Annotated in this window: 13 protein-coding genes and 2 tRNA genes; 10 read left to right on the top strand and 5 right to left on the bottom strand. The window is 67.9% G+C overall.

Annotated features, from left to right (window positions below; genetic code table 11):
- Positions 1-134: 134 nt before the first annotated feature.
- A complete protein-coding gene (locus E1J61_RS13025) occupies positions 135-1,040 on the top strand; it encodes a hypothetical protein (RefSeq protein WP_133094467.1) in 906 nt (301 codons plus the stop codon).
- A 92-nt stretch (positions 1,041-1,132) separates the two neighbouring features.
- Here E1J61_RS13025 and E1J61_RS13030 read toward each other — a convergent pair whose 3' ends face one another.
- Positions 1,133-1,441: an amino acid ABC transporter permease gene (locus E1J61_RS13030; RefSeq protein ID WP_133094468.1), complete on the bottom strand. Its 309-nt coding sequence runs from the start codon at positions 1,439-1,441 to the stop codon at positions 1,133-1,135.
- A gap of 194 nt (positions 1,442-1,635) precedes the next feature.
- Positions 1,636-2,577: an amino acid ABC transporter substrate-binding protein gene (locus E1J61_RS13035; protein WP_133094469.1), complete on the bottom strand. Its 942-nt coding sequence runs from the start codon at positions 2,575-2,577 to the stop codon at positions 1,636-1,638.
- Between the two features lie 252 nt (positions 2,578-2,829).
- Here E1J61_RS13035 and E1J61_RS13040 point away from each other — a divergent pair, with 252 nt between their 5' ends.
- From E1J61_RS13040 to E1J61_RS13070, 7 genes are all read left to right on the top strand, one after another.
- Positions 2,830-3,939: an acyltransferase gene (locus tag E1J61_RS13040; RefSeq protein WP_133094470.1), complete on the top strand. Its 1,110-nt coding sequence runs from the start codon at positions 2,830-2,832 to the stop codon at positions 3,937-3,939.
- 233 nt (positions 3,940-4,172) lie between these two features.
- On the top strand, positions 4,173-5,411 hold the full coding sequence (locus E1J61_RS13045) for a GTP cyclohydrolase II (RefSeq protein WP_133094471.1): 1,239 nt from the start codon (positions 4,173-4,175) through the stop codon (positions 5,409-5,411).
- Positions 5,408-6,730, top strand: a complete 1,323-nt coding sequence (locus tag E1J61_RS13050) for a URC4/urg3 family protein (protein WP_133094472.1) — start codon at positions 5,408-5,410, stop codon at positions 6,728-6,730. Before E1J61_RS13045 ends, E1J61_RS13050 begins: the two co-directional genes overlap by 4 nt.
- Positions 6,731-6,813: 83 nt before the next feature.
- Positions 6,814-7,512 carry a uracil phosphoribosyltransferase gene (upp, locus tag E1J61_RS13055; protein ID WP_133094473.1) on the top strand — a complete coding sequence of 233 codons (699 nt, stop codon included), beginning with the start codon at positions 6,814-6,816 and terminating at the stop codon, positions 7,510-7,512.
- Positions 7,512-8,234: a TetR/AcrR family transcriptional regulator gene (locus E1J61_RS13060; protein ID WP_240745814.1), complete on the top strand. Its 723-nt coding sequence runs from the start codon at positions 7,512-7,514 to the stop codon at positions 8,232-8,234. Before upp ends, E1J61_RS13060 begins: the two co-directional genes overlap by 1 nt.
- A 101-nt stretch (positions 8,235-8,335) precedes the next feature.
- Complete coding sequence (locus tag E1J61_RS13065; protein ID WP_133094474.1) at positions 8,336-9,622, top strand: amidohydrolase family protein; 1,287 nt, start codon at positions 8,336-8,338, stop codon at positions 9,620-9,622.
- A 123-nt stretch (positions 9,623-9,745) separates the two neighbouring features.
- Positions 9,746-9,832: transfer RNA gene (locus E1J61_RS13070), tRNA-Leu, on the top strand.
- Positions 9,833-9,942: 110 nt separating this feature from the next.
- Here the strand turns inward: E1J61_RS13070 and E1J61_RS13075 are convergent.
- On the bottom strand, positions 9,943-10,170 hold the full coding sequence (locus E1J61_RS13075) for a diguanylate cyclase domain-containing protein (protein ID WP_243736847.1): 228 nt from the start codon (positions 10,168-10,170) through the stop codon (positions 9,943-9,945).
- A 377-nt stretch (positions 10,171-10,547) separates the two neighbouring features.
- Here E1J61_RS13075 and E1J61_RS13080 point away from each other — a divergent pair, with 377 nt between their 5' ends.
- The gene (locus E1J61_RS13080; RefSeq protein ID WP_133094475.1) at positions 10,548-11,471 is read left to right on the top strand and encodes a hydrolase; all 924 of its coding nucleotides are present in this window, start codon (positions 10,548-10,550) and stop codon (positions 11,469-11,471) included.
- A gap of 102 nt (positions 11,472-11,573) precedes the next feature.
- Here E1J61_RS13080 and E1J61_RS13085 read toward each other — a convergent pair.
- Positions 11,574-11,650: transfer RNA gene (locus E1J61_RS13085), tRNA-Arg, on the bottom strand.
- A gap of 97 nt (positions 11,651-11,747) precedes the next feature.
- Positions 11,748-13,457 carry an MBL fold metallo-hydrolase gene (locus E1J61_RS13090; RefSeq protein WP_133094476.1) on the bottom strand — a complete coding sequence of 570 codons (1,710 nt, stop codon included), beginning with the start codon at positions 13,455-13,457 and terminating at the stop codon, positions 11,748-11,750.
- A 224-nt stretch (positions 13,458-13,681) separates the two neighbouring features.
- Between E1J61_RS13090 and E1J61_RS13095 the strand changes: the two genes are divergently transcribed.
- Positions 13,682-14,059 carry a short-chain fatty acid transporter gene (locus E1J61_RS13095; protein WP_133094477.1) on the top strand — a complete coding sequence of 126 codons (378 nt, stop codon included), beginning with the start codon at positions 13,682-13,684 and terminating at the stop codon, positions 14,057-14,059.
- The last annotated feature ends 27 nt before the right edge of the window (positions 14,060-14,086 follow it).

Raw genomic sequence — 14,086 nt, forward strand, 5'->3', positions numbered from 1 at the left:
TGGTGCGGGCCGCCGATAAGTTATCAGCGAGATAGCCACTTGCACGAAAAACACGAATAATCTGAGTGACCAGGCGGTCGTCTGGCAGGCCGGGCGCTATCGGGGGCGCCAAGACATTCTAGACAGGGATTCATGTGAAGACAAAGGCGCAGCAATACCGGCTTGCAAATCTTGCCGCGCTGGCAGGCCTGTGTCTGGCCATGCCGGCGGCGGCACAGCCGGCCGCGCCCGCCGGCGCCGCCGCCGCGACCGCGGTCAGCGCCACGGCGCAGGTGGCCGCCACGCAGATGGCCGCGTCGGCAGCGGCGGTGCTCTGCAACGCGCCCTGGTTCCGTTCCGGCTCGCATGTGCAGATGGAGGGCGACGGCGCCCTGCCGATGTCGATCCGCATGACGCTGCGCGACGTCGGCCGCAGCGCATCCGGATGCCGCGCGCAGCTGACGGTCAGCTCCAAGTCCGCAATGTCGGCGCTGATGGGGCCGCCGGTGATCATGGAGCAGGTGCATGAGGTCGTGATCGACCGGCGCACGCCGAATGACGAGACCAGCATCGAAAGCCAGCATGCCATCATCAATGCCCGGGCCCGCTATGCGCGCATGTACGGCGAAGCCTCGTTCCGGGGCAAGGGCGTCTTCAACTACGCCGGCCTGGAGTTGCGCGAAGGCAGCACGCTCGACGGCGAGACGTTCCAGTCCAGCGTATCGCTCAAGGTCTACCCGCTCGGCTCCGGCGAAGTGGTCAGCACCATGCGCGCGCTGCATGCGTCGATCCACATCGGCTCGCGCCAGGTTGGCCGCCGCCAGATGATCGAGACCGTCATGGGGCGCAAGGAGTGCCTGCCGATCACCTATGAGAAGCGCACGTCGCTGGGGCCTGTGCTGGTGGGCGAGGAAGTGGTGCAGGTCGAGCCTTCGGTGATGCATGTGACCGACTGGTACTGCCCGTCCGATGCCTTCGTGCTGCGCACCGAGGTGAGGCAGGACGGCAAGGTGCAGCGCATTGACGTCACCGCGCTGGAGCGCGACACGCAGATGCCTTGAACGGGCTTCGGAACGGCTTTGAACAGGCTTTGGCCTGCGCAGGGCGCAAAAAAACCCGCCTCGGCGGGTTTTTTCGTCGGAGCCGTTGCGGTTCAGCTGGCAGCCTGCGCCGGAGCGGCCTTCTTCTTGGACGACTTCTTGGACGACTTCTTGGCCGGCTTCTGCTCGGTGGCCGGTGCGGCGGGGTTCAGGTCGCTGCGCGTGCTCTTGTTCGCGCCCTGGCTGTACGGGTCGAACTTGTCGCCGGACTTGGCACCCTGGGAGTACGGGTCGAACTTCTCGCCCGACTTGGCACCCTGGGAATACGGATCGAACTGCTTCTTGCCGGTACCCTGCGCGTGGACAGCCAGCGAGGCAGCGCCGAGGCAGAGCGCGATCGCGGTCGCGACAAACTTGTTCATGATTTCTCCTGAGAAATGCCGCCGTCGGGCGGTCGTGTATGTGGCCTGTCCCACACGGGAACGGCTCGGGCCAGTGTCGCCAACATCGTTCGTCGCTGTCAACTTGGGGCTTGCCCGGCGCGGCACTCTCATGGAAATCCTGAATTGCGGCCCCGGACCGGTTCCGGTTCCGGCTCTCCCGGTGTGAACCGGAGTTACTCGGTGACGGCGTCCGACGGGTGCTTCCACGCGGCGCGCACCTCGCCCGACGGCGCCAGCGCCAGGTTGATGCCGCGGCTGCCGATGGGCTGCTGGAACCAGCGTTTCTGCAGCGCGATCACGTCCTGGCCGGTGAAGGCCACGCCCAGGGTCTGGTCGACCAGGCGCTTCCATTCCGGGTCGGCCTTGGACAACATCAGCGCATTTTGCTCGATCGACAGGGACGGGCCCACGATCACGTACTGCGACGGATCCTTGGCGCGCGCGCGCAGGCCGGCCAGCAGCACGTCATCCATCACGAAGGCCTGGGCGCGGCCGGATTCCAGCAGCAGGAACGACTCGCCATGGTCCTTGGCGTAGACGTCGTGGTAGCCATACTGGCCCTTCAGCCGGCGCACGTGGCGGTCGCCGGTCGAGCCCGCGCTGGTGACCACGGTCTTGCCGCGCAGGTCGCCGAACGTGCGGATGCCAGAGTCGGCGCGGACCAGCATGCGCACGGTCGAGACATAGTGCGAGACGCTGAAGGCCACCTGCTTCTGGCGTTCGAGCGAGTTGGTGTTGGGGGCGCAATCGAGGTCGACCAGGCCGTTGACCACCGCGGGGATGCGGTTTTGCGGCGTCAGCGGCATCCAGCGCACCTTCAGGTCTTTCAGGCCCAGCTTCTGGCGCGCGGCTTCGGCAGCGCGCAGGCACAGGTCGACCGCATAGCCGGCCGGCTGGCCCTTGTCGTCGGCAAAGGAAAAGGGCAGTGCCGATTCGCGATAGCCCAGCACGATGGTGCCGGAATCGCGGATCTTGTCGAGCACGGGGGTTTGCGACTGGGCATGGGCCGCGGCCGGGGTCAGCGCGGTGACCATGACGCCGAAGGCGAGCGCCGCCAGGGGGCGACGCGCATTAGACAAGCGGGCGAGCAGGGAAGACAGGGCAGGGACGGACATTCGAGCAAACCGGAGAGCTAACCGCAGGCGCGGCAAAAACGCTAGGGTATACCCGGGTCCTTGCTCGGCGAAGGATAAAGTCGTCATAAGCAAATGCTTCTCTGGTGAGACATGAATGGCGCGGCAAGCAATCGGAAACAATCGCTGCCAGTGTGCAACCAATCCGCAATTTGTGGACATGACGCCACATGTCAATCAGGGCAAACAGGTAGAATCCCGCCTTTCGTGCGCTTTGTCAGATTCCAAAGAACAATGAGCCCCCGTCCGTCACGCCTGCCCTGCATCGACGCGCTCAAGGCGGTCAGCTCTCAGCTGATCGTGCTGCACCATCTCGCTTTCTACGGCCCGATGTCCGACACCGCATACCGTCTCGCGCCGGGGCTGGTGGACTGGCTGTATGACTATGCCCGCATCGCGGTCCAGGTGTTCCTGGTGATCAGCGGCTTCCTCGCGGCGCGCAGCCTGGCGCCGCACGGCCGGCTGGAAATCCGCGAACACCCGCTGGCGATGCTGTGGCGCCGTTACCTGAAGCTGGTGGTGCCCTTCGCCGCGGCGCTGCTGCTGAGCATTGCCGGCGCCGCGCTGGCGCGGCAGTGGATGATCCATGAATCGATCCCGGCGCCAGCGCACCTGACGCAGTTCCTGGCGCACCTTACGCTGCTGCATAACGTGCTGGATGTCGAGGCCCTCTCGGCCGGAGTCTGGTACGTCGCGATCGACCTCCAGCTGTTCGGCCTGCTGCTGGTGGCGTTGTGGGCCGCGCGCGCCTTTGCGCCGCGCCAGGCGCAGGCGGGCGCCGCGGCCGGCATCGGCGTGGTGGCGCTGCTGGCGGTCGCGTCGCTGTTCTGGTTCAACCGCGATGCCGCCTGGGATATCTGGGCGGTGTACTTCTTCGGCGCCTATGGCATGGGCACGCTGGCATGGTGGGCCTCGAACCCGGGCCGATCGGCGATGCCGCTGCTGGTGCTCGGCGCGGTGGCGCTGGCGGCGCTGATCGTCGATTTCCGCCTGCGTATCGCCATAGCGCTGGCCACCGCGCTGCTGCTGGCGGTGGCCCGCCGCGGCGGCTGGATGGAGCGCTGGCCGCGCGGCCATGTGGTGGGTTTCTTTGGCCGCATTTCCTATTCGGTTTTCCTGGTGCACTTCCCGGTGTGCCTGCTGGTCAATGTGCTGGTGTCGAACCTTGCGCCGGGGCAGCCGGTGCTGAACGCGCTGGGCATGGCGGCTGCGTGGGCGCTGAGCAACGTTGCGGGCGCGCTGTTCCATCGCTACGTGGAAAGCGCAAGCCCCCTGGCAGCGCTGCGCGCGGCGTGGGCATGGCTGTCTGACTCGCGCGGCTCGGCGAGCCGTCCTACCGTGTAAGGCTTGCAACCCCTGCGCGTGCGGCAGGCTGCCTCCTGCTGGTGCGCGTGCACCGGCGGTGTCATGCTGCCGGCACTCCCTGCGTGCATGCCTGCGCTGCGCTTGCGTACGGCGCCATACAGAGCACCGCAAAACTCGCGTAAACCGGCATTGGGCGATGGCATGAACGTTGCCTAGTATGGAATCGTAAACCTGACCATTTGGTCAGGATTCCATCGGGAACCGAGGGTGCCATGTCCGACCATATCGTCCTCACTTCGCACGCGCGCCGCGACAAGCCGGCCGAGCCGATCCACTGGGGTGCGCCCACCGCGGCCGAACGCGGACCGGTGATCGCCAGCCTGGCGAATCCCGCGCAGCGCAACGTGATCGGCACCCACGCCGGCGCCTATGCCATCTACCGCGCGCTGGCGGTTGCCAGCGGCTCGCTGCAGCGCGACCATCGGCCAGACCTGACCGACACCGCCCCCGCGGAGTCGATCGGCCCGCACCCGCAATGGGCCGATCCGGAAAAGATCGTCTCGCTCGATCCCTGGGGCCACCTTGTTTCCTCCGTCTTCGCCGACCGCATCGCGGCGGGAGTGGACATCCGCCCGACCATTGCCATCACGCGCGCGCATATCAACATGCCCGAGCTGATCTCGGCGATTGCTGCCGGCCGGCTGACCCCCGACGGCAGCATCCTCTATGCCAATGGCGACGTGCGCGTGACCAAGGCGGCGGTCGATCCGGTCTGGTACCTGCCGGGGCTGGCGGCGCGCTTCGGCATCAAGGAAAGCGCGTTGCGGCGCGGCCTGTTCGAGCAGACCGGCGGCATGTTCCCGGAGCTGGTCACGCGGCCCGACCTGAAAGTGTTCCTGCCGCCTATCGGCGGCATGACGCTGTACTTTTTCGGCGACGTCAGTCAACTCGGCAAGCCAGAAACAAAAGTGGCCTGCCGCGTGCACGATGAATGCAACGGATCCGACGTGTTCGGGTCAGACATCTGTACCTGCCGGCCCTACCTGGCACATGGCATCGAGGTGTGCATCGAGATGGCGCAGCAGGGCGGTGTCGGGCTGGTGGTTTACAACCGCAAGGAAGGCCGCGCGCTGGGCGAGGTGACCAAGTTTCTGGTCTATAACGCTCGCAAGCGGCAGGCGGGCGGCGACCGGGCCGAGACTTACTTTGCCCGCACCGAATGCGTGGCAGGCGTGCAGGACATGCGTTTCCAGGAGCTGATGCCGGATGTGTTCCACTGGCTGGGCATCCGCCGCATCGACCGCTGGGCGTCGATGAGCAACATGAAGCATGGCGCGCTGGTGGCGCAGGGCATCGAGGTGGTCGAGCAGGTGGCGATCCCCGAAGCCCTGATCCCGGCCGATGCCCGTGTCGAGATCGACGCCAAGGTGGCGGCGGGCTACTTTACGCACTACACGCCGCCGGATGCCGATGAACTGGCCCTGGCAAAGGGCAGGGGGTTGAACGAATGACAATGTATCCCGAAGAGGATCGTGACGGCATGGAACGTCGGGGAGCAGGCGAGGAAATGCGTCCGGGCGCGGGCTGGCTCAGCCCGGTGCCGGAAGGGCACCCCGCTTCCGGGCTGCTGTGCGCGGAGGCGGTGCGCACGCATTGCGCGGCGGTCACCGAGCACGTGGCCGGCGGCGCGTCCGAGCTGTTCACCTGGCATCCCGACCGTGTCCACGCGATCGCCGATTACGTGGCCAGCACGATCCGGCAGCGCTATCCGGACCTGCAGGTGCCTTACCACAGCCGCTGGCGCCACTTCGAGAGCGGCGGCGTCGACCAGCGCGCGGACCGCTGGCAGGTGCTGTGCGAGCGCGCCGGCCTGAGCGGGCCCGAGCACCGCGAAGAGCGCGCGCGCATCGGCATCGACCTGGTGATCCCGAGCGTACTGCTCGACGCCGGCGCTGGCCCCGACTGGCGTTACCGCGATCCGGCCAGCGACCTGGTGCTGACACGTTCAGAGGGACTGGGCGTGGCCAGCTTCGACCTGTTCGCACGCGGCGGCTTCTCCGCGGCGCCCGGCGATCCGCTGCGCGCGGATGCCGAGCGGCTGCAGCGCATCGATGCCGACAGCATCGCCCACGCCTTCCAGGTGGCGCAGCACAACCCGCTGGTGGGGCTCGAAGGCCGCGCCGGGCTGCTGCGCCGGCTGGGCGAGGTGATGGAAGCGACGCCGGCGCTGTTCGGGCGGCCGGCGCGGCTGGGCAACCTGTTCGACTACCTGAAGGCGCATGCGGTTAACGACCGGCTCGATGCCAGCTTCCTGCTGCGTACGCTGCTGGTGGGGCTGGGGCCGGTGTGGCCGGGGCGGATCGTGATCGAGGGTGTGTCGCTGGGCGATTGCTGGCGCCATCCGGCCGCGCCCGGCGGGCTGGTGCCGTTCCACAAGCTCACGCAGTGGCTGACCTATTCGCTGCTGGAGCCGCTGGAGGACGCGGGCCTGACGGTCACCGGGCTGGATGCGCTGACCGGGCTGCCCGAATACCGCAACGGCGGCCTGCTGTTCGACTTCGAACTGATGGTGCCGCGCGATGCGTCCTTTGCCGCCGAGCCGCATGCGGTGGACGAGCCCGTGATCGTCGAATGGCGCGCGCTGACCGTGACTGGCCTGGACCTGGTGGCCGATGGCGTGCGCCAGGCGCTGGGGCTGGCGGAAGCCGGCTTCCCGCTGGCGCGCGTGCTGGAGGGCGGCACCTGGGCCGCGGGCCGGCGCATTGCCGCCAAGCGGCGCCCGGGCGGTGCACCGCCGTTCAGCGTCATCAGCGACGGCACGGTGTTCTGAGCACGGTGGGCGCACTAGCGCCCGCCGCGATCAAGGTTTGCGTTGGATAACGTGGCATCAAACCTGGCATCAGGAGCGTCCCCATGAACGACATGTCCGCTGTTTCCGCCGCTGTTCCCCCTGTAGCCACCCGCGACGACGACGCTGCCGGCGTGCCCGGCGTGCTGGTCGTCGACCACCCGCTCGTGCAGCACAAGGTCACGCTGGTGCGCAGCGAGGAAACCACCACCGACAATTTCCGGCGCCTGGTGCGCGAGATCAGCCAGTTGCTGACCTACGAGGCCACACGCGACCTGGCGATGGAGACCATCGCCATCCGCACCCCGATCGCGCCGACGCAGTCGCGCATACTGTCGGGCAAGAAGCTGTGCCTGGTGTCGATCCTGCGTGCCGGCAATGGCTTCATCGACGGCATGCTGGAGCTGCTGCCGGCGGCGCGCGTCGGCCATATCGGGCTATACCGCGACCCCGAGACGCTTGAGCCGATCGAGTACTACTTCAAGATGCCGGAAGATATACACGAGCGCATGGTCATCGTGGTCGATCCGATGCTGGCCACCGGCAACTCGGCCATAGCCGCGCTGAACCGGCTGAAGGAAGCGGGCGTCACCACCATGAAATACGTGTGCCTGATCGCCTCGCGTCCGGGTCTGCGCGCGCTGCGTGCCGCGCACCCCGAGGTCGGCATCGTCACCGCCGCGATCGACGACACGCTCAACGAGCACGGCTATATCGTGCCCGGCCTGGGCGATGCCGGCGACCGCCTCTACGGCACACGCTGATGGACCCGCGCGCCAGCGCTCCATCGCGCCGGCCGCTGTCGATGCGCGGCGCGCAGCTTGCGCACGAAAGTCCCGCCGGCCGCATCCGGCAGGAGAACCAGGCCATGATCATGCGCGCGGCCGAGCACGTGTTCGCGCGCGCGGGGTTTGCCGGCGCCACCATGGCCGAGATCGCGGCGCGCGCCGGCGTGCCCAAGTCGAACCTGCACTACTACTTCCGCACCAAGCAGGCGCTGTACCGCGCGGTGCTGGCCCACACGCTGCAGCTGTGGCTGTCGGAGACCGACATCATCCGCGCCGACCTTCCGCCGCAGGTGGCGCTGGAGCAGTACATTCGCGCCAAGATGCGGTTGTCCGCCAGCCATCCCGATGCCTCGCGCGTGTTTGCCAACGAGCTGCTGCACGGCGCGCCGGAGATCGGCGAGATCCTGCGCCATGCGCTGCGCGAACTGGTGGCGCGCAAGGCCGCGGTGGTGCAGCAATGGATCGACAGCGGCCAGATGGCGCCGGTGGACCCGCAGCACCTGTTCTTCACCATCTGGGCCGCAACGCAGACCTATGCCGATTTCGAGTCGCAGGTCTGCGCAGTGCTCGGCGTGAGCCGGCTGGGGCGGCAGGACTATGCGCAGGCGACCGAGCATCTGGTGGCGCTGCTGCTGCGCGGTTGCGGCCTCGCGCCCGAGGCCATGACCATGCAGGTGCTGGCTGACGGGCAGGGGTGAGCGCATCGTCCGTACCGTTCGCACGCGCTACCTGCGCCCCGCGGGGCCATGCGATCATGCGGCTGTGCTTTTTGTCCTAACCTTTCCCGTCAAGACACGCCATGCTCGACCTGATCCTGCGGCACTGCAACCTGCCCGACGGGCGCACCGGCATCGATATCGGCATTGCCGATGGCCGCATCGCCGCGGTGGAGCCCGCGCTGGCCGCGCGCGCTGCCGAGGAAATCGATGCCGCCGGCCAGTTGGTGACGCCGCCATTCGTCGACGCGCATTTCCATATGGACTCGACGCTGTCGTACGGGCTGCCGCGCGTGAACCAGTCCGGCACGCTGCTAGAAGGGATTTCGCTATGGGGCGAACTCAAGCCGATGCTGACGCAGGAGGCGCTGGTCGAACGCGCGCTGGCCTACTGCGACTGGGCCGTGGCGCGCGGGCTGCTGGCGATCCGCTCGCATGTCGACGTTTGCGATCCGCGCCTGCTCGCGGTGGAAGCGCTGCTGCACGTGCGCGAGCGTGTGCGTCCCTACCTCGACCTGCAACTGGTGGCGTTTCCGCAGGACGGCGTGCTGCGCGCCCCCGGCGCGATGCAGAACCTGACGCGCGCGCTCGACATGGGCGTCGACGTGGTCGGCGGCATCCCGCATTTCGAGCGCACCATGGCGCAGGGCGCGGAGTCGGTGCGGCTGCTGTGCGAGCTTGCGGCCGAGCGCGGGCTGCGCGTCGACATGCATTGCGATGAAAGCGACGACCCGCTGTCGCGCCATATCGAGACGCTGGCGAGCGAGACGGTGCGGCTCGGCCTGCATGGCCGCGTGGCCGGCTCGCACCTGACCTCGATGCACTCGATGGACAACTACTACGTGTCCAAGCTGATCCCGCTGATGCGCGAGGCCGGCGTCGCGGCGATCGCCAACCCGCTGATCAACATCACGCTGCAGGGCCGGCACGACAGCTACCCCAGGCGCCGCGGCATGACGCGCGTGCCCGAATTGCTGGCGGCGGGCGTGCCGGTTGCCTTCGGCCACGACTGCGTGATGGACCCGTGGTACGGCCTGGGCTCGGGCGACATGCTCGAAGTCGCGCACATGGGCCTGCATGTGGCGCAGATGACCGGGCAGGAGGCGATGCGGGCCTGCTTTGCCGCGGTGACCGCGACGCCGGCGCAAATCCTTGGCCTGGACGGCTACGGCATCGCGCCGGGCTGCCGGGCCGACCTGGTGCTGCTGCAGGCGCGCGACCCGGTCGAGGCGATCCGGCTGCGCGCCACGCGGCTGCGCGTGCTGCGTGCTGGCAAGACCATCGCCTGCACGCCGCCGGCGACGGCGGCCTTGCAATTGCCCGGGCGGCCGGCGCAGGTGGATTTCATGCGGAGGGGTGGCGCACAATAGGTTTAGGCCGGGCTCATGCCGGCAGCATGCCTGCGAAGATTTTTGCTTGAAGCTGTTGACAGCGTCAGGTACGCGCGGCATAATTTCGTTCTTCGCATCGCAGCAGCAATGCAGCGAAACGAAGCCCAGATGGCGGAATTGGTAGACGCACTAGGTTCAGGTCCTAGCGGTGGCAACACTGTGGAGGTTCGAGTCCTCTTCTGGGCACCAATATTCGGAAAGGCTCGCGCAAGCGAGCCTTTCGTCGTTTACGCGTTCCTTACGGATCTCGACCCGCGTCTCGATCGCAGGTCCCGCCGATCGAATTCCCGCCGGCAAGCTCAGGCCGCCGGTACCCCTTCCTCGCTCTGCGCTTCGCGCACGCAATTGCGCCCCTCCGCCTTGGCCCGGTACATCGCCGCATCGGCCGCGGCGAACAGCTGCTGCCAGTGACGTGCCCCGCCGTGCCCGATCGCGACGCCGAAACTGGCCGTCACGTGCAGCGACTTGCCGCCGACGCAGGCCAGCACGCTGTCCGGCGGCACCCGCGCACGCATCAGCGTCGCCACCTCGCGCAATACTTCGTCGCCGGCCGCGTGGCCATGGGGTCGTTGATCTGCTTGAAGCGATCGACGCCGATCAGCAACGCCATCCCCTGTCCGAAAAACTGGTGATTCGTGTCGGCGCAGGAGTGCGATCAGCTGGCCGCGCACCCACTTGCAGAACGCGACATGGACGCGATCCGCCAGGCGATCGAAAGACCGCGGCGATTTGATCCGCGCTATCCGTGTCCAGGTGCGGCGTTGCCTGTCCGGCCGCGGTCGTCGTCCGGAACGCGGTCATTGCCACCGCGCGGACGCCAACATTCCCCGCTAACGCAAGCAGGCGGATTGACCTATGCTCAAGCTCATCGGGCAGGCTGATATAACGTCCGAAGGTGGTTGCCATGACTGTGGTCTTGTCATCATCGAGAGAGAGGGAGGCGGGGATTTGCCCCGGTTGGCACCCGTGTGCCACGCATCCGGGTCCGATCCTGCACCACCTGCAATGCTGCAGCATCCTGGCCGTGCTGATGTGTGCGCTGGCCCACGCGGATGATGCGGTTCCGGAAAGGGTAGCCGACAGCCAGGGCGTCTCCGGCTGGGACCAGCCGCTGCAGGCGCAGGCTGCGCCAGCGCCGGTCGCCCAGGCACCCGACACGCTGGTGGCCGGCGCCGACATGCCGGCCGGCGCGCCCGCATTCTTCAGTAGTGTCCCCGAACCAATCGCCATCGAGTACGCGACTCGGGCGCCGGAGCCTTCGCCATCATTGCCGCCTGCGATGGGAGCGGGGCCGGACGACGACGCGCCGGGGCTGGCCGCCGTGGATCGCGATCTCGTCGCCGTGGTCGAGCGCCCGCGCCGCTTGACGCTGCACATGGACGATGTCACCAGCGCTGGCGGCTTTGTCGACAGCCACGTGCGCACCATGGCGCTGGCGGTCGATGCCGTGGTGCCGCGCGCCGGCGGCCTGACGATCCAGCCGCGGCTGCAGCTGGCCTACCAGCCCGGCATGTCGCCGGTCAGCGGCGTGCAGGCGCAGGGCATGCCCGGCGATTCCAGTGCCACCGGCATCGGCGTACGGCTCTATGGCGCGCAGCCGACACGCCTGGCCGGCATCTATCCGTTCGTTGAAGCCGACTGGTGGCAGGACAGCCGCAAGCAAAGCATCAACATCAATGGCACGAAGATCGATGCCGACCTGCTGCGCGGGCTGTTCTCGTTCAATATCGGCGCGCACGGCAACACGGCAACCGGCGTGAAGCTGTGGTTCAAGGTGAGGGCGGGGCGCAATCCGGGCGGTACGGTCGGTGCGAGGTACCGCTGGTAGTTTCAGAGTGCCGGCGAGCGCTTGCGCACAGGGTCGGGCGCAACCTCGCCGCCATGAAAAAAGGGCTTCCGTTTCCGGAAGCCCTTTTCCCTTCTGCATAGGTGGCGCGGCTGGCAGGATTCGAACCCACGACCCCTTGGTTCGTAGCCAAGTACTCTATCCAACTGAGCTACAGCCGCACACGAGAGGCCGAATTGTAGCGGAATTTCGGGATTGCGCAAGGGGTCCGAGAAAAAAACTTTTGCGGTTGCCCATGCTGGCACCTCGCTCCGATCTCTACGCCGCCACCTCCGACCAGTTCCCGTCCGCTTCGCGCGCCTTGCCTTCATCCCGCAGCTTGAGCAAATGCGCCAGCAGCGAGCGCTGCGCGACCGGGTGCATGCGCGGCGGCACGTCGTCATAGACGCGCAGTACCAGCGCTTCGATCGGCGCGGGGCCCAGTCCGCGCAGCGCGGCCGCGACCTTGGCTTCACGCTGCAGCCGGTGGCGCACCAGCAGGCGGATCGCGTCCTGCGGCCGTGCGATCAGGAAGCCGTGCCCGGGGGCGAGCCATTCCAGGTCTTCTTCCTGCAAGGCGGCCAGCGAATCGAGGTAGGCGCGCATGTCTCCGTCAGGCGGTCCGATCACGACCGTCGAGCCCTGCATCACGTGGTCGCCGGTGAACAGCGTCTTTTCCTCTTCGAGCAGGTAGCACAGGTGGTTCGATGCGTGGCCCGGCGTATGGCAGACGCGCAGCGTGCAGCCGTCGCCGATGGCGATGCGCTCGCCGTGCGCGAGTTCGCGCTGCGGCGCGAAGCCCGCGTCCTGCCACTGGCCGGCGGGTGCGGCACGGCCCAGCACCGTTGCGCCGGTCGCAGCCTGCAGCGCGGCGGCCGCCGGCGAATGGTCGAGGTGCGTGTGCGTGGCGAAGATCCAGCGGACCGGGCCAGGCGCCGCGGCCAGGATGGCGCGCACGTGTTCGTCGTCATCGGGGCCGGGATCGATGACGGCCCATTCGTTGCGCGCGCCGCCGCCGACCAGGTAGGTGTTGGTGCCGGGGCCGGTCATCACGCTGCCGTTGTTCGCGGTCACGCGCCAGACGCGCTCGGATAGCTGCACCGGCAAGCCGGGCGACAGCTCGTAACGGCCATGCTGCCGGCCTTCGGGATCGATGCGGCCGATCTCGGCGTAGCACGCCTCGTTGGGCATCACCGGCCGCACGCCCGCGGCGCCGGTGGCCAGGCGCGGCATGATGCAGGCGATGCCGCGCAACTGCGCCGCATACGCGAAGCAGGCCTCGGCGTTCTCGAATTGCGCGATCGCCGCCAGCGTGCGGCGCGTGACGTGCATCATCGGCAGGCCGCTGGCGGGATCGGCGGCTTCGGCAGGGCGGATCCAGCGGTGTTCGACGATCTCGTTGCCATCGGCGATTACCTCCTGGCCTTCCGGCGCGATGGCGACGAAGAAGCGCGTATCGAAGCGCTTGGGCAGCCCCGGCGGCGTGAGCCAGTAGCTGTGGTAGGCCAGCCGGTCGGCTGCCAGCCGCAGCCCGAGCTGCTCGCATGCATGCGCCAGGCCCGGGCCGCCGCGCTGCACGGCGGCGCGCAACAGCGCCTGTTGTGCGGCGTCGAGGGCAGCGGGAGGCAGCAGGCGTCCGTCGCTGCCGCAGGCGAACAGCAGGCCGGCTTCTTCGAAGCATTCGCGTAGCGCGGCAACATAGAAGTCCAGGCCGCCAGCCGGCAGCCCCAGGCGCTCGCTCGCGGCGATATCGTCGAGCCCGTGGGCATGCGCATGCAGCGCCCTGTCTTGCACCGCGTCGAGCGTGCCGCCGGGGAACACGTAGGCGCCGCTGCTGCGGTCGTTGGCGCGCTCGACGCGGCGGACCAGCAGGACTTCCATGCCGGCGGGCGCGTCGCGCACGACCAGCAGGCTGGCGGCATTGCGCAGCAATGGCGTGGGAATGGCGGTGGTGGCAGGGCGTGCGCCGCTTGTCTCTGTGGTTGTCATTGTGTCGGCATGGTGGTGTCATGCGGCGCCGCGTGCTGCGCGCCGACGCCGGGAGCCGTTAGTGTAGCCGCGTTGAAAGATTCGCAATCGCGGGCAAATCCGGAGGCGGCAGGGGGGTAGGGCGGCCCGGCTTTGGCTTTTCCGCCCGAAGGCAGTAATCTGATAGCTCCGCTTCACTTTTTGGAGGGGCGCCAGGTGCGCGCTTCCGCTGGGAGGAGGTCCGCGTGATCCGAGCTTCAATCCTGTGCCTGCCGCTGGCGTGCCTGCTGGCGGCCTGCGAGACGCCGCCGCAAACCGCGCCGCGCCCGGTCCCGCCCGCCACCACGCGCATCACGGTCGATGCCCAGACCGTGTCCAGGGCGGCTTCTGTCGCCTGCGAGCCGGCCGTCGCCGAGGCGCTCAAGCGCCGCTATCCGCAGCCGGGCAGCGTCATGCTGATGGCCGATCGCGAGCAGTACTACCAGCGCGCCAACGCGCAGACGTCGGTCAACGGTGAAGGCGTGTTCGAGCCCGACGACAGCTCGTCGGCGATCGGTTTTCACTATGCCTGCCTGTACAACGCGCGCACGGGCAAGGTCGACGATGTACAGATGCGGTATTGAGCAGTCGGTGTTGAGGGTTTGGTATCG

This window comes from Cupriavidus sp. L7L, from assembly GCF_004353535.1.
GTDB classification, from domain to species: domain Bacteria; phylum Pseudomonadota; class Gammaproteobacteria; order Burkholderiales; family Burkholderiaceae; genus Cupriavidus; species Cupriavidus oxalaticus_A.

Bases quoted from the DNA above. Each gene is read 5' to 3' on its own strand.
- E1J61_RS13030 (WP_133094468.1), bottom strand. From the start codon at position 1,441: ATGAACAAGTTTGTCGCGACCGCGATCGCGCTCTGCCTCGGCGCTGCC.
- E1J61_RS13035 (WP_133094469.1), bottom strand. From the start codon at position 2,577: ATGTCCGTCCCTGCCCTGTCTTCCCTGCTCGCCCGCTTGTCTAATGCG.
- E1J61_RS13040 (WP_133094470.1), top strand. From the start codon at position 2,830: ATGAGCCCCCGTCCGTCACGCCTGCCCTGCATCGACGCGCTCAAGGCG.
- E1J61_RS13045 (WP_133094471.1), top strand. From the start codon at position 4,173: ATGTCCGACCATATCGTCCTCACTTCGCACGCGCGCCGCGACAAGCCG.
- E1J61_RS13050 (WP_133094472.1), top strand. From the start codon at position 5,408: ATGACAATGTATCCCGAAGAGGATCGTGACGGCATGGAACGTCGGGGA.
- upp (WP_133094473.1), top strand. From the start codon at position 6,814: ATGAACGACATGTCCGCTGTTTCCGCCGCTGTTCCCCCTGTAGCCACC.
- E1J61_RS13060 (WP_240745814.1), top strand. From the start codon at position 7,512: ATGGACCCGCGCGCCAGCGCTCCATCGCGCCGGCCGCTGTCGATGCGC.
- E1J61_RS13065 (WP_133094474.1), top strand. From the start codon at position 8,336: ATGCTCGACCTGATCCTGCGGCACTGCAACCTGCCCGACGGGCGCACC.
- E1J61_RS13080 (WP_133094475.1), top strand. From the start codon at position 10,548: ATGACTGTGGTCTTGTCATCATCGAGAGAGAGGGAGGCGGGGATTTGC.
- E1J61_RS13090 (WP_133094476.1), bottom strand. From the start codon at position 13,457: ATGACAACCACAGAGACAAGCGGCGCACGCCCTGCCACCACCGCCATT.